Raw genomic sequence first — 18,029 nt, forward strand, 5'->3', positions numbered from 1 at the left:
AACGTAAGTCCATAGTATTGGCTGTATTCCAGGTCATAATGGCGGCTCCGATTGGACATCATTCTTGATGCCCAATAGTGTTACCTATGTCCTGATACAGGTGTTACCCATGTCTCACGTCTATACACCCCCCAAATAAATCCGAAGGTTTATCGCCGTCCAAACATCATCTGCTGTGCCAGCCAATGTTGTGCTGGCGCGAATAAATCAATTAAGCCCAAACCTGCGCCTAACAAGGTTTGCTTTGCGCTGCCGTCGGGTGCGCTAGCGAAAACTTGTGCCATTTGATCTGTTAAATGTATGGTGCTGTTGCGGTCAGCTAGTCGCGTCTGGAAAAAATCTTGCAGCGCAGTTGGCGCGGTCGATTTGCTGAGAAATTGAGCGAGTTGAAATGCGTCGCGTAAGCCTAAATTTAATCCTTGGCCGGCGACCGGGTGCAAGGTTTGTGCGGCGTTGCCGATGCTGATGGTTCGTCCCGTTGGTGCGCTGGTTTGAGCATTCAACCCCAGCGGGAAAGCGCTGCGCGGACTGCTGCTGATAAAGCGGCCCAGGCGTTCGCCAAAAGTGGTTTGTAATTCAGCTAAAAACGCCGCGTCACTCAATATTATTAATCTTGCGGCGTGTTCTGGGCGGACGCACCAGACTAAGGCGTAGCCATCTTCTTGCGGTAACAGTGCTAACGGGCCTTGCTCTGTGAAGCGTTCAAAGGCTCGAGCAGCAATTGGTGAGCTCGTTGTTACGTGAGCGATGAGCGCGGTTTGCTGGTAATCATGGTGTCTGATTTGCGGTGCTTGTTCGCCAAATAAGCCGCCTTCGGCTTGCACTACAATCTTGGCGTCGATTATCCGTTGATCTTCTAAAATGATTTGTGCGTGGTTTTCTGTTTGCGTGATTGTGCTGACTTTGGCTGGGCGTAAAAATGTGAGTTCAGGATGTTGATTTAGAGCGGTTGTCAGTGGCTGGAGGATGTTGGCGTAGCGGGCTACATAGCCTAATGCGGGGACTTTTTGGTCTTTGCAGTCGATGACGGTGCGGCCAAAGTGCCCGCGTCTGGATACGTGGATTTGATGTATTTCTGTGGCTTTGATGGGCCAGGCTGAGGCTGCTTGCAGGATTTGCTGGCTGCCGTAGGAGAGGGCAATTGTGCGTTGATCTGCTGCGGCTTGTTCTTGGGTTTTGGCGTCGATTAATACTAGGTTTGATGCGGGGATACCGCGCTTTATTAGTAGTAGGGCGAGGGTTTGGCCTACTGGGCCTGCGCCGCATATGGCTATGTCGAATTTTGGCATCATTTTAGTTTGATCGTGATTCAATCTCTGATTTACAGTAATTCATTGAGTCGTCATTCTCGCGTAGGCGGGAATCCAGTCGGTCTTAAATTAACTATTTTAGTAAATTTAAGGCATGGGGTCGGGGGGGGCGACAGCCAGTTACCTTTTTTGCGTCGCCAAAAAAGGTAACCCAAAAAAGGCGACCACGCTATTTCGGAAACCCCGATTTTTCTAAGAAAAAAAGGGAAAAGTTCGAAACTCGCTGCGCTCAGACAGCGAACCTTTCTGATCCTTTTTTCCTTAGAAAAACCGGCCGAACTAGAAGTGGCGGTAAGTCAAAAGCAACTTCAACAACAACTTCAAGGTCAAAACCTAAAACCTCAACCAGCACGGTTTACTTTCTACGCATAACTTCTTCAATTTCCGCCACCGTTTTAGGTGTATCGCGGCTTAGATTGAGAGGGCCATTTTCGGTGATGATGATGTCGTCTTCAATGCGTATTCCGATGTTCCAAAATTGCTCTGGCACGCCTTCAGCAGGACGCACGTAGATGCCGGGTTCGATGGTGATAGCCATGCCTGCTTGTAATTGGCGGTAGGGTTTTTCTTCGGTTCCGTTTTGGGCTGTGGTTACGCGGTAGTTGCCGACGTCGTGTACGTCCATGCCTATCCAGTGGCCGGTGCCGTGCATGTAGAACTGGCGGTAGGCGTTGCTGCTGATCGCGTCTTCTAGCGAGCCGACTTTATTTTTGTCTAATAAACCGGTGTCTAGCATGCCTTGGGTTAGCACTTGAATAGCAGCGTTGTGGCCGTCGATATAGCGTGCGCCGATTTTGGCGTGGGCTAGGGCTGCGGATTGGGCGGCTAGGACTAGTTCGTATAAGGTTTTTTGTGGCGCGTTGAATTTTCCGTTGGCGGGAAAGGTGCGGGTTACGTCGGATGCGTAGCTGTCGAATTCGCAGCCGGCATCAATTAAAATTAAATCGCCGTCGGTGATTTTTGCGTTGTTGGCGCTGTAATGTAAAACGCAGGCGTTCGCACCAGTGGCGACGATGGAACCGTAGGCTGGTGACTGGGAGCCTTGACGACGGAATTCGTGCAGCAGTTCGGCTTCTAATTCATATTCAAATAAACCGGGTAGGGTGATCTGCATGGCGCGTTGATGCGCAACGGCAGAAATGCTGGCGGCGCGCTGCATTAAGGCGATTTCGCTGGCGTCTTTGATTAGCCGCATTTCGTTTAATAGTGCATGCAGGTCGGTACTTTTTTGTGGCGCTAACACGCCGCTTCTGGCGCGACCTCGCACGGTATTGATGCTGCGTTGCAGTTGTGTATCTAACTGGTTGTTGTAGCCTTGAGTGTGGAAAATGGTAGGCGCGTCAGCTAATAAATTGGCTAATTGCTGTTCCAGTTCTTCAATTGGATACGCTGCGTCAAAACCAAAATGTGCTTGTGCCGCTTGCGGGCCGTAGCGAAAGCCATCCCAGATTTCACGTTCAAGATTTTTTTCTCTGCAGAATAAAATACTTTGTTGGGTTTTTCCTGCTACTAAAACTACTACCGCTTCCGGTTCGGTGAAGCCGGTTAAATAATAAAAATAACTGTCATGCCGAAACGGAAAAAAACAATCGCTATTGCGGGTCATTTCCGGTGCCGTGGCGAGAATGGCTACTCCGCCGCCTTGGGCTTGCATCTGAGCGAGTAAGCTGGCACGACGATCAAGGTAAGATTTAAATGTGGAATTCATTCTGGGTTTCTTATGATGGAAGCGTCATGCTTGATGATGTTAGTGGGGTGTTCAATTCGGCCAGCCGTTCCGGTGTGCCAACGTCAGTCCATGCGCAGTGAACGACTTCGCCTCCAAGTTGGCCGCGGTCAGCATAGTCACGGAATAGGCTGACTAATTTAGCCGATGTGCCAGGCTCAATCGAGGCAAACATTTCCGGGCGATATACGCCTATGCCTGAAAAAGTGGCGCGTGGTTCGCCTTCATTCGACAACCCCAATAGGTTCACTGCAAAGTCCCCGTTTGGATGATGCCGCGGATTTTTTACCATGTAAAGCCAGGCAATATCGCGTTTGTCGATAGGATGCGGATTGCCCCACATGTCGTTATCTTCCAGCGTGTTCAGACATTCGGAAAAGTCAAAGTGCGGGCAGTAAATATCGGCAGCTACCGCAACAAAGGGTTGGTCGCCTAATAGGTGTAGTGCATTGGCAATCCCGCCGGCGGTTTCTAGCGCGGTGGTTTCCGGCGAATAGCTGATTTGAGCGCCGAATTGACTGCCATCGCCTAGGGTTTTTTCTATCATGTCGCCTAAATAGGCATGGTTAATCACAATCTCGCTAATGCCGGCTTTGACTAAATTTAAAATGTGCCAGACGATTAATGGTCTGCCACGCACTTTCAGAAGCGGCTTCGGACAATGTTCAGTCAGCGGCATCATGCGCACGCCGCGTCCTGCGGCTAGTAATATGGCTTTCATTAGAATGTGTAACCAACTTGCGGTGCGGTATCGGCTAATTCATCCAATATTCGGAGTAGTGGAATTAAGGTGTTATAGCGTTGCGCTGTTTTGCGGACATACGACAACACTAGCGGTAAATCAGCCAGGTAGTTATCTTTGCCATCGCGATAAGCCAGGCGGCTGAAAATACCAAGGATTTTTAAATGACGTTGCAAGCCCATAAATTCAAAATCACGATAAAAGCTATCAATGTCGGTGCTGATTGGTAGGCCAGCGTGACGGGCGCGTTCCCAGTAGCGGATTGCCCAATCTAATACTTGCTCTTCATCCCATTCAATATAGGCGTCACGCAACAGCGATACGATGTCGTAAGTAATCGGGCCGTATAGCGCGCCCTGAAAATCTAACACGCCGGGATTACCTTCTTTCATTACCATCAAGTTACGTGAATGGTAATCACGATGCACATAGACTTGCGGCTGTGCCATCGTGTTGGCTAAAATTTGTTCAAATACCTTATCCAAGCTGGCTTGTTGTGTTGGCGTTAAAGTGGCGCCCAGATGTTTGCCGATATACCATTCAGGGAATAGCATCAGCTCCTTAAGTTGCATAGCACGGTCGTATTCAGGCAATACCTCGGGCTGACTATGTAGCTGAATTTGCACTAAGCTATCAATTGCATCCATGTATAATTTTTGTGCCGTGTCCTGGTTCAGCAAGTGGGAATACATCACTGTGCCCAGATCGCTCAACAGCAAAAAACCATGCTCAGGATGGCTGGCTAAAATGTGCGGAACGGTTACTCCTGTGTCACCAAACAGTTGCGCAATGTGGATAAAAGGTCGGACATCTTCTTGTGGCGGCGGCGCATCCATCAAGATATAACTTTTGCCTAAGGCGTCATTAATGCGGAAATAACGCCTGAAACTGGCATCCGTAGAAGCCGGGCGCATCGTTGTTGTCAATAGTGGAAACTCAGAAAGAGTGGCTATCCAGTCAACTAATAACGCCAATCTTGGGTCTGAATTGGTGGTGGCTGGGCTGGTAATTTGCTTATTTTTAGAGGAAGTCATTGTGCAATTTGTATAATTCTGTTGAAGTTGCAAGGAAACGCACCGAGTTCCCCTATAATAGGGGACTTATTTTTTTAAAAACAGCCTAGCGTAGACATGCTTCATTTAATGCGTCGTAATCCCCTATTATCTCATTTGTCGCCGTCCATGCTTAGTAAAATGAGTTTGGCAGTGTTGGCGACGTTCTCAACACCACTTTATGCTGGAGACATCGCTACTGCCGCTGCCACGTCAACTGACGTCACAGACGTGAGCAGTGCTCCGGTTGATACGGAAGCTGTAGCTCAACGTCCTGAAGATTCTAATAAAATCACGGCACGTGCCGAGCAAATGACTGGTCGTCCTGATCGAATTTTAAATTTTGACGGGCAAGTCGAAATAGTCCGCGGACCATCGACCCTCAATGCGGATACTGCCGAATACCATGCGATAGAAGATCTGGTCATGGCGCATGGCAATGTGCAGATGTTAAGAAATAAAGATTGTTATAGTGGCGATACGTTTCAAATGCAGATGGACACTGGCTCAGGTTATTTGACCAATCCTGTGTATCAATTGGAAAAAAATAATGCTCGTGGTTTTGCAACCCGGATGGATTTTATAGATAAAGACCAATCCGTCGTTGAGCAGGGAGTGTATACAACCTGTGAGGGCACCAAACCGGACTGGTATTTACGTTCTTCCCGTTTGGATTTAGATACCGGGCGTGATGAAGGTGTTGCAACCAATGGTGTGGTGTTTTTTAAAGATGTACCTATTCTAGGCTCACCTTGGATGTCTTTCCCGATCTCAGATGCACGTCGTTCTGGGGTGCTGCCGCCTGAATTTTCTTCAACGACAACCGGTGGCGCAGAGTTAACGGTTCCGTATTATTTTGATATTGCGCCTAATCGTGATGCAACAATATTTCCCAACTACATCTCTAAACGCGGTGAGCAATTGGGCGGAGAATTTCGTTATTTAGATTCAACTTATAGTGGTCTTCTACATGCTGAAATTACACCGCAAGATGCGGCAGATAATAATGACACACGTTATTCAATAAGTTATCTCCACAATCAAACACTGCTGCCGGGTTTGACGATGAGTTTGAATTACAACCGCGCTTCTGACGATAATTACGCGATTGACTATTCCCACTCAATTACTCAGAGTTCGCAACATTTATTGCCACAAATGTTCACTTTGGGATACGGCCAGTCATTTTGGAATGTCGGCTTAACGATGTTAAATTATCAGGTTTTACAAATTGCAGATGTTCCCCTTACGGATCAAATTCAAAAGCCTTATCAAATTATGCCGCAATTGCTAGCCCATGCAGGCAAAATTAATGATTTTGGCGGTTTTGATTGGTCAATTGATACGCAATATACCAATTTTCGTAGTTCAACTGGAGAGGATAGTGAGCGATTTGTAGTGCAGCCGCAAATTTCATATCCAATCACCGGCACTTATTACTTTATTACCCCTAAATTTAGTTATCACTTAAGTGAATATCGTTTAGGAGAGACTTTGGCTACAAGTAGCAATTCGTCTGATCCTGTGTTATCGGTGCCGACCTTTTCACTGGATAGCGGTTTATATTTTGAGCGTGAGGCCAATCTGTTTGGACGTGATTTAACTCAAACCCTAGAGCCGCGTTTGTTTTATGTTAATACGCCATATCGTGATCAGACCAATGTTCCTATATTTGATACAGGTATAGCTGACATTAATTTTGCTCAGATTTTCACCGAAAATCGGTTTTCTGGACAAGATCGGGTTGGTGATGCGAATCAACTTACTGCGGCATTAATTACCCGCGCGATTGAAATGGATGGTCAGGAACGGATGCGGTTTGCCATAGCGCAACGTCTTAGTTTTTCACAGCCGTTAGTGACAGATACCATAACCCCCTTTTACAGTACTACTATAATTGAAGGAAACAACTCGATTACTACAACCCATTCTTCTTTGCCTAGCAGATCAGATTTGATCTTTGCCGCAAGCGGTAAACTCACCAACACTCTGACGACAGATGCACTGTGGCAATATAGTCAAAGTCAGCAATCTACTGCACAGCTGACCTATGGTTTTAAATGGCAGCCAGCACCGATGCAGGTAATAAATGCCGAATATCGATTTCAAAATATTAGTGAAGTTGATCCCGAAGGGATGAAGCAGATTGACGTGTCGGCACAGTGGCCATTAGCACCGCGTTGGTATGGTGTGGCCAGAGCGAATTACTCGATACAAGACCGACGCATTCTGGATGGGCTAATTGGTTTTGAATACAAACAGGACTGCTGGATATTCCGCGCTGTAGCACAACGTTATCTGGTTCCATCTACGGTGGCTGAAATTACCTCAAGCTCGACAACATCGCTGTTTTTTCAGTTAGAGTTAAACGGTTTGTCCAAAATTGGTACTAATCCGTTACAAGCGCTTAAGCGTAGTATTCCGGGCTATCAGCCAATTAATCAGCCAACTACTCAACCGGGTTATCAGCAAAACAATTTTTAACGCTTATATTTGAGAGCGTTTGTCGTAGCTTTACCTTAGTTTGCTATTATGTGTCACTTTTTTTATTCTTGAATTAATCAATATACCAAAGTCCAGCTTATGAAACGCATCATATTAATTGCCGCATTATGTGCTCTGGCGCAAACCAGCGTATTTGCGCAGGAAAAACTAAGCACCACTATTACTACACCTAATGATCAATTGCCTTCCGTTGTGGTGAATGGGGTTGCGGTTGTGGTAAATGACGAAGTAATTACCAAGCAAGAATTGCAAGATCGTATTCGTATGATTGAACAGCGCTTAAAAGCGCAGGGCGTGGCATTGCCGTCGCATGCTGAATTGCAAAAACAAGTCGTTGAACGAATGATTGTTGACCGCGCTCAACTGCAATTGGCACACGATAACGGTTTGCGGGTCGATGACATTATGCTGGACCGCGCAATGTTGCGGATGGCCGAACAAAATAAAATGACCTTGCAAAATTTCCGCAATCAAGTGGAAAAAGAAGGTACTTCCTACGCGCAATTTAGAGAGGGCGTACGCGATGATATTTTGCTACAACGAGTACGTGAACGTGAAGTCGATAGTAAGGTGCAAGTGTCCGAATCTGAAATCGACAATTATTTAGCTGCTCAAAAAGCCGATACGCAAAAAAATCAAGAAGTAGAGCTTTCCCATATTTTGATTCGTATTCCAGAAAATGCAACGCCGGAAATGTTGGGCAAATTGCGGGCTCGTGCTGAAACTGTTTTGCAACAAGTTAAATCAGGTGGCGATTTTAGTAAATTAGCCGCAACCTATTCCGATTCAGCGGAAGGCTTAAAAGGCGGTTCTTTAGGCTGGCGTGAACAAGATCGTTATCCGCAAGTGTTTATTGATGCCATTGCTAACTTAAAAGAGGGTCAATCAACTAATTTGATTAAAAGCGCAAATGGATTTCATATTCTAAAAGTAACTGGACGACGCACAGTAGATAAAAATGCTGAAGGAATTGCGCAAGCACATGTACGCCATATTTTGATCAAAATTACACCGACAGTCACTAAAGAGCAGGCTATTCATAAATTGGAAGAATTCAAACAGCGCTTAGAAAATAATGGCGCTAAATTTGAGGATTTAGCACAACAGTTTTCTAATGATTCTTCTGCCTCCAAAGGTGGTGATTTAGGCTGGTTGTATCCAGGTGACGTACCTGAGTTTGATCCGGTAATTAATGGCTTAAAAGATGGTCAGATCAGTGACCCGGTGGAGTCTGCCAATGGTATGCACTTGTTGCAACTCCTGGGGCGTAAGAGCGATGAGGTTTCTCCGGAGCGTCAGCGTTTGTTGGCGCGTCAGGTGATACATGCGCGTAAATTGGATGAGGCAAGTTTGGACTGGGTGCGTCAATTGCGTGATCGTGCTTATGTGGAAATTCGCGCTGACGATAAATAATTCTAAGTTGATATGATCCCTACGCTAGCAATAACAGTTGGTGAACCGGCTGGCATAGGGCCTGAAATTTCCTTACGGGCGGCGTGGCAAAAGCGCTCGGAATGTCATTCGGTGTTAATTGGTGATATTGATTTTTTGCGCGTATTAGCGCGTCAAATAGATCCGGCAATGGTGCTTGATTCGATTGCCGATCTTTCTCAAATTTCAAAAAGAAATTCGCACACTGATACTGCATTAACGGTGCTACATAGCCCGTTAGCTGTCTCAGTCATTCCCGGAACATTAGATGCGCGTAATGGTTTAGCGGTACTGGCAACGTTGGATTTGGCGATTGCCGGAGCGATGCAAGGGCAGTTTGATGCCATCGTTACCGCACCATTGCAAAAGTCCACTATCAACGATGCCGGCATGCCATTTTCTGGGCATACCGAATATTTGGCCGAACAGACACACATTAAAAAAGTGGTGATGATGTTGGCCTGTTCAAAAACACATACGCAAAATAGGGCTTTGCGGGTGGCATTGGCAACGACGCATTTGCCCTTGCGGGCAGTGGCCGATGCGATTAACTTCAATGAACTAACGCAAATCATCGATATTATTCACGCTGATTTACAAAGCAAATTTGGCATTCAGCAACCGGTGATTTTAGTGGCGGGATTAAATCCGCACGCCGGAGAAAATGGCTATTTGGGGTGCGAAGAAATCGACATTATCGCGCCAGCAATTGTTGCCGCTCAAGCGCGTCAGATTGATGTGCGCGGCCCTTACCCGGCTGATACGCTGTTTCAGGAAAAATATTTAGAACAAGCCGATTGCGTTTTAGCGATGTACCACGATCAGGGTTTGCCGGTACTGAAATATGCCAGTTTTGGAATGGGCGTGAATATTACGCTGGGTTTGCCGATGATACGTACTTCGGTAGATCACGGTACCGCGCTAGACCTTGCTGCGCGTGGAGTTGGGCACGCCGATTTGGGAAGCATGCTGGAAGCCATTGACGTGGCAGTAGCAATGACCAAGACAAAATCAATAACGAAGTAAAAAAATGAAGCAACTATAAAAATTATGAAACATATACCCCGCAAACGCTTTGGTCAGAATTTCTTAACAGATGTCAGCGTGTTAAACGAGATCATCCGCACCATCGATCCACAACCTAACGACAGCATGGTAGAAATTGGCCCCGGTTTGGCCGCGATGACGCGACTGCTGCTGAAAGGCGTTTCGTTCTTGCACGTAGTCGAATTGGATCGAGACTTAGTGACGCGCTTGCAAAAGGAATTTGATCCCGCCAAGCTGCAAGTCCACGCCGGCGATGCGCTTAAATTTGATTTCAGCAAAATACCTGTGGCAGAAGGACAAAAACTGCGCGTAGTCGGCAATTTACCGTACAACATTTCAAGCCCCTTGTTATTTCATCTGGCTGAAATCGCGCCGCTAGTACAAGACCAGCATTTTATGCTGCAAAAAGAAGTGGTTGAACGGATGGTGGCCGAGCCCGGTAGCAAAGCATTTGGTCGCTTATCGGTCATGCTGCAATGGCGTTATCACATGCAGTTAATGTTCATCGTACCGCCGACCGCTTTTGATCCGCCGCCTAAAGTAGATTCAGCGATTGTACGCATGATCCCGAAAACCGCGCCGCTAGCTTGCGATATTAAACATCTGCAAACCACCGTAACTAAAGCATTTTCGCAACGCCGCAAAGTGATTAAAAATTGTGTGGCTGGAATGTTTACCGAAGCGCAGTTGCTGCAAGCGGGAATTGATCCGACCTTGCGGCCAGAAGCGGTTGGGTTGGAACAGTATGTTGCGTTGGCTAACTTATTGAAATCTAGCTGAATTTAGACTGCAGTGTGGGCACAGGTTCATCGTGCCCAGGTTAATTTGAAAAGCTAAAATTGCGGCAATGCCTTCATGCCCAAATGCTTCAATTCCTCTCTCGCCGCTACATAATCCGGAAAAACCCGTTCCACCGTGGCCCAAAAACGTGGGCTGTGGTTCATTTCATGCAAATGCGCCAATTCATGCGCGATCACGTAATCAATCAAATGTGGCGAGAAATGGATTAAACGCCAGTTTAGGCGAATTTTTCCTTGGGAGTTGCACGAACCCCAGCGCGTGTTGGCGGATGTGAGCGTAAACGAGTGATATTGCACACACAGCTGCTCCGCAAAATATGGCAGGCGCTCGCTAAATTTACGCCGTGCCTGGCTGGTTAGCCAGGCCAGTAAATGCTTTTTACATTGAGCAGGATTGGCATCAGACGGCAAATTTAAGGTAATTAAACCTGTTGCGCTATCAAATTGAGTGGCTGCGCCAAACTGCACGCGCAAGGTGGCGGTTTGGCCTAAAAATGGCAGCGTTGCGCCATCGGTCCAAATGGTTTCTACTTCCGTTTGCGGTTTTGGGCGGTCTTGTTGTTCTTGTAGTTTAGTCAGAACCCAGCGTTGTTTACTGAGGATGGCAGCGTTAATTTCTGCCAGCCCAACCCAGCGCGGGGCGGTAATACGCAAACCTTCATCGGTGATTAAAAAACCGATACTACGTCGTTTGGAGCGGATTAATTGATAGGGTACATAATGCGTGCCGAGTTGCACGCCATGCGGATGCAACTCCAGCACTTTGGGCAATTCAGCTTGCGGTGCGACTTCAATCAGGTTGCGCGCAAGCGGTTCGAATAAATCGAATTGCACAAATTTCGCCAATGCGGATAAGGGAGAAAATGAGCTACCTGCCACGCCAGATCCTTTCTATGCCTGATAATTTTGCGGTGAAATAACCCGCATTTCAGCTTCAACCCAGGCTTCCACTTCTTGCATCAGTTCCACCGAAGTTTTACCTTCAGGCGAAATCGGTTTGCCAATTGAAACGGTAATTAAGCCCGGTTTTTTGACGAAGGAATTTTTAGGCCAGCAATCGCCGGAATTCATCGCAAGCGGTACGACCAAGGCGTTAGTTTCTACCGCCAAACGCGCTCCGCCGCCTTTATAAAAACCCTTTTGCCCAACAGGAATACGGGTCCCTTCAGGGAACATAATAATCCATTGACCATTTGCCAAACGCTTGCGACCCTGAATAACAACGTGGGCGAAAGCGTCTTTGCCTTTGCTGCGATCAATCGGGATCATGCGCAACAACGCCAGGCCCCAGCCGAAAAACGGAATGTAATGCAGTTCTTTTTTGAATACGAAAACCAGCGGACGTGGCATGTACATTAAATAGAATATGGTTTCCCAGGCGGATTGATGTTTGGAGAGCAAAATAACCGGTGCGTCAGGTAAATTTTCTTCTCCGATAACCTGATAGCGCATGCCGCAAATAACTTTGCCCATCCAGATTACCGTTACATTCCAGCGTGCGGTTACCCAGTAGCGCTGGTTATACGGAAGCGGTGCCACCAGCATGCAAACAAACGCCCAGACGATGGTGAGCAAAGCTACCAGAACGGTGAATACTAAGGAACGCAAGAACAAGGTAAAACGATGCATCTTATCTCCAAATATTGTATTGATTATTATGGGGTAAATTAAACTAACTCATTCAACAATAAATGTTCCACCATCGTGGATAAATTAAGGTGAACTTTAGCGCCCGGTGGCAAACCGCCAGCGGCCAGAGTTTTTTCGCCTTTGCCTGTTAATACCAAATGCGGTGCGCAGCCAACGATAAAACCGGCCTGCAAGTCACGCAAAGAATCGCCCACTATTGGTACGCCTTTTAATTCAATGTCATAGCGGTTGGCAATTTCACGGATCATGCCAGGCTTGGGTTTGCGGCAGTCGCAATTAAAGTCGGCAGCATGCGGGCAAAAGAATACGGCATCAATTGTGGCGCCGGCATGTTGTGCCGCTGTATGCATTTTGTGGTGTATCGCATTCAGGGTTTCCATATCAAATAATTTTCTGGAAATACCAGATTGATTGGTCGCCACCACAACTTTGTAGCCAGCCTGATTCAATTGCGCAATGGCTTCCATCGAACCGTCAATCGGGCGCCATTCTTGCGGTGATTTGATGAATTCATCGGAATCATGGTTAATAACGCCATCACGATCCAGAATAATGAGTTTAGTTTGGGCCATTTTATTTGCGGTGTTATGTAGCTTTTTAAGCTGCTAATTTAGAAATGTCGGCAACCTGGTTCAGTATCGCGTGCAGCATCGCAAGTAGCGCAATACGGTTGGCACGCAAAGCTGGGTCTTCAGCCATCACCATCACATCGTTAAAGAATGCGTCGACTTGCGGACGGATGGTGGCCAGAATTTGCAAGGCATTGTTAAAGTCACCGGCGGCAAAGGCGTTTTGCACTTTAATCGAAACATCTTCGGTCGCTTGAAATAAGGCGCGCTCGGCATCTTCTTGCAGTAACGAAGTTTGCACTTGGAACGAAACCTGCTCGGTTTTTTTCAAAATATTCGTGATGCGTTTATTCGCAGCGGCTAAGGCGGCTGATTCTGGCAGAGCCGCAAAACTTTGCACTGCAGTCAGGCGCAACATAATATTGGCGAGCAAATCCGGCTGTGGTGCAACCACGGCTTCTACTTCAGCCGGGCTAAATCCACGCTCTTTTAAAATACCGCGCAAACGGTCATAAATAAAACTGGTGAGCGCCACGCTTGGATCGGTAAATGCTGGGTTGTCTGCAAATAAAGCCACTGCCTGTTCCAGCAAACCAGACAAGGTCAGCGGTAATTGTTTTTCAATCAGCATGCGCAATACACCTAGCGCATGACGGCGTAAGGCAAACGGATCACGGTCGCCGGTTGGTTGCAGGCCGATACCCCAAATGCCAACCAAAGTTTCCAATTTGTCGGCTAAGGCCAGGATGGTGCCGGTAACCGAAGACGGTAGTTCATCACCAGCAAAACGCGGCTGATAATGTTCCGTCATCGCCAAGGCAACTTGCGCGTCTTCGCCGTCTATACGTGCGTAATAACTGCCCATAATGCCTTGCAGCTCAGGGAATTCACCGACCATATCGGTCAGTAAATCGGCTTTGGCTAATTGCGCGGCGCGTTTGGCTAAGGTTACATCGGCGCTTAACTGGGTGGCGATATAGGCAGCTAAGGCTTGCACGCGCTCTACGCGTTGTGCCTGGTTGCCTAATTTATTATGGTAGATCACATTGGCTAAACCGGATGCACGTTCCGCCAAGGTTTTTTTCTGGTCTTGTTCAAAGAAAAATTTAGCGTCGGATAAACGAGGACGCACCACGGTTTCGTTACCGCGAATAATTTGCTGTGGCGTGTCGGTCGCGATATTGGATACGATCAAAAAGCGTGGACGTAATTTGCCCGCAGCATCCGTCAATGCAAAATATTTTTGATTGGTTTGCATGGTCAGAATTAAACATTCTTGCGGCACGCTTAAGAATTTTTCTTCAAAATGGCAGTTGTAAACCACTGGCCATTCCACCAAGGCGTTCACTTCATCTAGCAATGATTCCGGCATGAGCACTTGGTCTGCACCAGCCTGAGCCAATAATTCAGCGCGGATTTTTTCTTTACGCTGATCAAAACTGGCGATAACTTTACCCTTGTTGAGCAAGTCATCTGCGTAATTGTCGGCGTGCGCTAAAGTGATATTACCTTCAGATAAAAAGCGATGGCCTTGCGTAGTACGGCCAGAGTTTAGTCCAAACAACGTGACATCAACTACTTGTTCACCATGCAACGCAACCAGACGATGCACTGGACGGGCAAATTGCACAACTGTGCCGTCCGGTCGCTGGTAGGTCATGAGTTTTGGTACCGGCAACTTAGCAATACTTTCTTCCAGCGCGCTTTGCAAACCTGTTTGTAACGTTAAACCGGGTGCTGTATGGCTGTAAAAGAAACTCTCGGCTTTACCATCCGGCGCGCGTTCTAACTGGCTGATCTGCACATCGGCAAAACCCATTGCGGCGAGTTTTTTTAACAGCGGTGCGGAAGCATTGCCATTAGCATCTAATGCGACGGAAACTGGTAATACTTTTTCACGGCATTGCTGGTCTGGCGATGTGGCGCGTACTTTAGTGATGGAAACAGCTAAACGGCGTGGCGTGGCGTAGCTGGTGGCGATGGAATCAGCCTCTAAAAAATCACGCGATTTTAAGCTGTTGACGATGCCGGCAGCAAAAGCTTCACCTAATTTAAGGAGTGCTTTAGGCGGCAATTCTTCAGTGAATAATTCAACTAATAATATTTGATTCATGGCGTGTCGTTATTTTAATTAGGTGGCTGATTGACTGGATGACTGACTGAGCATAGGGAAGCCAAGTGCTTCACGCGAGTTGTAATAAGCCGTGGCCACAGTGCGCGATAAATTGCGTATCCGTCCCATATAGGCAGCACGCTCAGTGACTGAAATCGCGCCGCGGGCATCCAGTAAGTTAAAGGTGTGTGCGGCTTTGAGCACCAGTTCATACGCCGGTAAAGCGAGCGGCACTTCTAACATGCGCTTTGCTTCAGTTTCGTAATTGGTGAATAACGAAAACAGGAATTCGGTGTTGGAATGTTCAAAGTTGAAGGTAGATTGCTCCACTTCATTTTGATGATAAACGTCACCGTAAGTTAAGCGCTTGGTGACACCGTTTTCTTCCCATTCGGTCCAGACCAGATCGTAAACATTTTCGACGCCTTGCAAATACATCGCCAAACGCTCAATACCGTAAGTAATTTCGCCCAATACCGGTTTGCAATCGAGTCCGCCCACTTGCTGGAAGTAAGTAAATTGCGTGACTTCCATGCCGTTTAGCCAAACTTCCCAACCGAGGCCCCATGCGCCCAAGGTCGGGTTTTCCCAGTCATCTTCCACAAAACGCACATCGTTTTGCTGTAAATCTAAACCTACCGCAGCAAGCGAGCCTAAATACAAATCCAGAATATTTTCCGGGGCAGGTTTCAGCACAACTTGGTATTGGTAGTAATGCTGGAGTCGGTTTGGGTTTTCACCATAGCGTCCATCTTTAGGGCGACGGGAAGGCTGCACATAGGCCGCGCGCCAAGGCTCTGGGCCGATCGCACGTAAAAATGTCGCCGGATGTGAAGTGCCTGCGCCAACTTCTAAATCAAGCGGCTGCAACAACGCACAGCCTTGCTTGTTCCAGTAGTCTTGTAAAGTCAGAATAATTTGTTGAAATGTGAGCATGGTGTGTATTTTTATGTAACAAATAAAGTGCTGGGTGAAATTCCGAACCGCCAATTTTAACGGGTTTTAGCTTGTCCAGGCGAGTTGCTTTAAAACGGCTGGATTAAATTCATGTCAGGTTTTTCAATAAAGGCAGCAAAAGCGTCGCGTAATTGCGCGCTTGCTGCAATCGCTTGCTGCCATTCTTGGATGCGCTGCTGGTGGTTGGTACCGTGATAGGCAAAATCTTTACGGTCAGGGAGTTTTTGGCGCGGTAAGGCGCTGATAAATTCTGCCGATGGTGCCACCAACACCACGTTATCAAGCCAATGCTGGTTTTTGCCTTTGTTGGCGCGTCGCCAGGCAAAGGCTTTATCGAGCCAGCCGGGGACAATATGGTCGGTAAAGTGCGGGTAGAGCACTAAATTACCGGTAGATAAGCGTGAGTAAGGTAGCGCCAGATGGTAATCAATTAATCCGCCATCCCAGTAAGTACCATGCGGTGCTTTGGGGATGTTGCGCACCGGATCCATAATTAACGGTAGGGTGCCAGACGCCAGCAAGGCGGCTTTTAAGTTTTCAGTATTGAGCGCAGTGAATTCGGTAGCAAAAGCATCAAACTTGGTTTTTAACCACGGCAGCTGATCGCGCTGGTCGCTAAACACGACCCGTTCCATGTGGTTAGCCAGTTGTGAGCGTGAACCTATGTTGGCTAAACTAGCCGCCACAAAACCGGCTTTGGTGCTGAAGCTGTGAGCAGGCGCTCGTAACCAGCCGCGTCCTTTTGTGGTGAGTACGTGTAAGCGATGCGTAGTTTGCTGGACTATATCGTGTTCATGGCCGCTGATAAATTGGCTTAATAATTCCTGAATTACCTCGGTCACATAAGTGCTGCTGGGCTTGGCTGGATAGAGCTGATTGCAGTACAACTCGCCCAAGCGGGCAAAGCCTTGCGCTGGATTTTTCATGCTGGCTGCTGCCATGCGCCAAGCACCGATTGATGCGCCGATTAAGCTACGTTCGCGCGGTGCGTTTGCTAGCCACTCGCCAAACACCCATTGATCCAGCGCTTGCAAAATCAAGCCTTTGGGGCCGCCCGCAGCAGCAGGGATGACTGCAATATCGCTCGCCTGCAAACCATGTTGACGAATGTGATCAAGTGCCAAGGGCCCTGCACGCAAGATGATGGATGATTTTAAGCCCGGTTTCATTTTGTGTGTAATTGCATCGTTGCAGCATCAAATTTTCCTGCGACTAGCAAGGGAATAATTTGCAGGCTTTTTTCTATGGTTTCATCAATTAAGATTTGCTCTTCTTTGCGTGGGCGATGCAGCACAAAATCCACCACGGCCTGTTGTGAATTTAAACTGCGCGGATGCCCAATACCGATGCGCAAACGCCAGTAATCTTGCGTTCCCAGTGCCGCAGTAATGTCCTTTAGGCCGTTATGTCCGCCAGACGAGCCACCTTTTTTGAGTTTGGCAACGCCGGGATCAATATCTAGCTCATCGTGCACCACCAAAATTTCATCGGGCGCGATTTTATAAAAACGCGCCAATGCTCCGACCGATTGGCCGGAGCGGTTCATGTAGGTTTGCGGTTCCAGCAACCAGGTTTCTTGCCCGGCGATGTTGGTTTTTGCCATCAACGCGTTCATGCGCGTATCGCGTTGCAGTGCGCAATGAGGCAGGCTGTTGGCCAGATTGTCGACTAGCCAAAAGCCGGCATTGTGACGTGTGAGTTGATATTCCGGCCCAGGATTACCGAGCCCAACGATGAGACGGATAGACATAGATGGTGGCAGCTAAAAACAAAAACGTCATTATAGATTGTTCGCATGCTGAGTTGCGCTGGAGCTTGCTTGTTGTTGTCGCTGAACGCGTAAAAACACGGCGATTATGGGGGGAAGCAGGTTCGATCGTTAAAGGTTGTTGTTTTTTGTGATCGATTTATCTATTTTATGATGGGAATTTCTAAAATCAGCCATCCCGGAAATGGCTGATTGATCAGCATTAGGTTGGATTTTAAGTAAGTTTGAAATAAGCCATAAATACGTCATTTTTTAATTTTTTCTTAAAAAAAACCTATCAATCAGAAACCTATTGACTATAGTTTTTAATAGTCACTTGTCAAATGGGGTCGCATGTATTGGCGTTGACAGCCAAGGTA

The 18,029-nt window shown here is 47.3% G+C and carries 15 protein-coding genes; 4 read left to right on the top strand and 11 right to left on the bottom strand.

Going from position 1 to position 18,029, the window contains the following annotated elements; all coding sequences use genetic code 11:
- Nucleotides 1-149: 149 nt before the first annotated feature.
- From S2091_RS06780 to S2091_RS06795, 4 genes are all read right to left on the bottom strand, one after another.
- Entirely contained in the window at nucleotides 150-1,292 is a 1,143-nt protein-coding gene (locus tag S2091_RS06780) for an FAD-dependent monooxygenase (protein WP_105531046.1), read from the bottom strand.
- A gap of 373 nt (nucleotides 1,293-1,665) precedes the next feature.
- Complete coding sequence (locus S2091_RS06785; RefSeq protein WP_105531047.1) at nucleotides 1,666-3,018, bottom strand: aminopeptidase P N-terminal domain-containing protein; 1,353 nt, start codon at nucleotides 3,016-3,018, stop codon at nucleotides 1,666-1,668.
- 10 nt (nucleotides 3,019-3,028) lie between these two features.
- On the bottom strand, nucleotides 3,029-3,757 hold the full coding sequence (gene murU, locus S2091_RS06790) for an N-acetylmuramate alpha-1-phosphate uridylyltransferase MurU (protein ID WP_105531048.1): 729 nt from the start codon (nucleotides 3,755-3,757) through the stop codon (nucleotides 3,029-3,031).
- Nucleotides 3,757-4,812 carry an aminoglycoside phosphotransferase family protein gene (locus S2091_RS06795; RefSeq protein ID WP_105531049.1) on the bottom strand — a complete coding sequence of 352 codons (1,056 nt, stop codon included), beginning with the start codon at nucleotides 4,810-4,812 and terminating at the stop codon, nucleotides 3,757-3,759. The genes murU and S2091_RS06795 overlap by 1 nt, the downstream gene beginning before the upstream one ends.
- A gap of 96 nt (nucleotides 4,813-4,908) precedes the next feature.
- Here S2091_RS06795 and S2091_RS06800 point away from each other — a divergent pair, with 96 nt between their 5' ends.
- From S2091_RS06800 to rsmA, 4 genes are all read left to right on the top strand, one after another.
- Entirely contained in the window at nucleotides 4,909-7,314 is a 2,406-nt protein-coding gene (locus S2091_RS06800) for an LPS-assembly protein LptD (protein WP_243405337.1), read from the top strand.
- Between the two features lie 99 nt (nucleotides 7,315-7,413).
- Complete coding sequence (locus tag S2091_RS06805) at nucleotides 7,414-8,748, top strand: peptidylprolyl isomerase (protein WP_105531051.1); 1,335 nt, start codon at nucleotides 7,414-7,416, stop codon at nucleotides 8,746-8,748.
- A gap of 12 nt (nucleotides 8,749-8,760) precedes the next feature.
- Entirely contained in the window at nucleotides 8,761-9,792 is a 1,032-nt protein-coding gene (gene pdxA / locus S2091_RS06810) for a 4-hydroxythreonine-4-phosphate dehydrogenase PdxA (protein WP_105531052.1), read from the top strand.
- Between the two features lie 24 nt (nucleotides 9,793-9,816).
- Nucleotides 9,817-10,593, top strand: coding sequence for a 16S rRNA (adenine(1518)-N(6)/adenine(1519)-N(6))-dimethyltransferase RsmA (gene rsmA / locus S2091_RS06815; protein WP_105531053.1), 777 nt, complete (start codon nucleotides 9,817-9,819; stop codon nucleotides 10,591-10,593).
- Nucleotides 10,594-10,646: 53 nt separating this feature from the next.
- On the opposite strand, the gene S2091_RS06820 is transcribed toward rsmA, so the two are convergent.
- From S2091_RS06820 to pth, 7 genes are all read right to left on the bottom strand, one after another.
- A complete protein-coding gene (locus S2091_RS06820; RefSeq protein ID WP_105531054.1) occupies nucleotides 10,647-11,492 on the bottom strand; it encodes a M48 family metallopeptidase in 846 nt (281 codons plus the stop codon).
- A gap of 12 nt (nucleotides 11,493-11,504) precedes the next feature.
- Nucleotides 11,505-12,242 carry a lysophospholipid acyltransferase family protein gene (locus S2091_RS06825; protein WP_105531055.1) on the bottom strand — a complete coding sequence of 246 codons (738 nt, stop codon included), beginning with the start codon at nucleotides 12,240-12,242 and terminating at the stop codon, nucleotides 11,505-11,507.
- 38 nt (nucleotides 12,243-12,280) lie between these two features.
- On the bottom strand, nucleotides 12,281-12,835 hold the full coding sequence (gmhB, locus tag S2091_RS06830) for a D-glycero-beta-D-manno-heptose 1,7-bisphosphate 7-phosphatase (RefSeq protein WP_105531056.1): 555 nt from the start codon (nucleotides 12,833-12,835) through the stop codon (nucleotides 12,281-12,283).
- Nucleotides 12,836-12,860: 25 nt separating this feature from the next.
- Nucleotides 12,861-14,945: a glycine--tRNA ligase subunit beta gene (glyS, locus tag S2091_RS06835; protein ID WP_105531057.1), complete on the bottom strand. Its 2,085-nt coding sequence runs from the start codon at nucleotides 14,943-14,945 to the stop codon at nucleotides 12,861-12,863.
- A gap of 18 nt (nucleotides 14,946-14,963) precedes the next feature.
- Complete coding sequence (gene glyQ, locus S2091_RS06840; RefSeq protein WP_105531058.1) at nucleotides 14,964-15,881, bottom strand: glycine--tRNA ligase subunit alpha; 918 nt, start codon at nucleotides 15,879-15,881, stop codon at nucleotides 14,964-14,966.
- 89 nt (nucleotides 15,882-15,970) lie between these two features.
- Entirely contained in the window at nucleotides 15,971-17,071 is a 1,101-nt protein-coding gene (locus S2091_RS06845; RefSeq protein ID WP_105531059.1) for a patatin-like phospholipase domain-containing protein, read from the bottom strand.
- The gene (gene pth / locus S2091_RS06850) at nucleotides 17,068-17,652 is read right to left on the bottom strand and encodes an aminoacyl-tRNA hydrolase (RefSeq protein ID WP_105531060.1); all 585 of its coding nucleotides are present in this window, start codon (nucleotides 17,650-17,652) and stop codon (nucleotides 17,068-17,070) included. Before pth ends, S2091_RS06845 begins: the two co-directional genes overlap by 4 nt.
- Between the last annotated feature and the right edge of the window lie 377 nt (nucleotides 17,653-18,029).

Origin of the sequence: Solimicrobium silvestre (genome assembly GCF_002976435.1) — a bacterium.
GTDB lineage: Bacteria > Pseudomonadota > Gammaproteobacteria > Burkholderiales > Burkholderiaceae_D > Solimicrobium > Solimicrobium silvestre.

Coding starts and splice junctions, on each gene's coding strand:
- S2091_RS06795 (WP_105531049.1), bottom strand. CDS start 4,812: ATGACTTCCTCTAAAAATAAGCAAATTACCAGCCCAGCCACCACCAAT.
- pdxA (WP_105531052.1), top strand. CDS start 8,761: ATGATCCCTACGCTAGCAATAACAGTTGGTGAACCGGCTGGCATAGGG.
- pth (WP_105531060.1), bottom strand. CDS start 17,652: ATGTCTATCCGTCTCATCGTTGGGCTCGGTAATCCTGGGCCGGAATAT.
- rsmA (WP_105531053.1), top strand. CDS start 9,817: ATGAAACATATACCCCGCAAACGCTTTGGTCAGAATTTCTTAACAGAT.
- S2091_RS06805 (WP_105531051.1), top strand. CDS start 7,414: ATGAAACGCATCATATTAATTGCCGCATTATGTGCTCTGGCGCAAACC.
- S2091_RS06785 (WP_105531047.1), bottom strand. CDS start 3,018: ATGAATTCCACATTTAAATCTTACCTTGATCGTCGTGCCAGCTTACTC.
- glyQ (WP_105531058.1), bottom strand. CDS start 15,881: ATGCTCACATTTCAACAAATTATTCTGACTTTACAAGACTACTGGAAC.
- S2091_RS06800 (WP_243405337.1), top strand. CDS start 4,909: ATGCTTCATTTAATGCGTCGTAATCCCCTATTATCTCATTTGTCGCCG.
- glyS (WP_105531057.1), bottom strand. CDS start 14,945: ATGAATCAAATATTATTAGTTGAATTATTCACTGAAGAATTGCCGCCT.
- S2091_RS06780 (WP_105531046.1), bottom strand. CDS start 1,292: ATGATGCCAAAATTCGACATAGCCATATGCGGCGCAGGCCCAGTAGGC.
- S2091_RS06845 (WP_105531059.1), bottom strand. CDS start 17,071: ATGAAACCGGGCTTAAAATCATCCATCATCTTGCGTGCAGGGCCCTTG.
- murU (WP_105531048.1), bottom strand. CDS start 3,757: ATGAAAGCCATATTACTAGCCGCAGGACGCGGCGTGCGCATGATGCCG.
- S2091_RS06825 (WP_105531055.1), bottom strand. CDS start 12,242: ATGCATCGTTTTACCTTGTTCTTGCGTTCCTTAGTATTCACCGTTCTG.
- gmhB (WP_105531056.1), bottom strand. CDS start 12,835: ATGGCCCAAACTAAACTCATTATTCTGGATCGTGATGGCGTTATTAAC.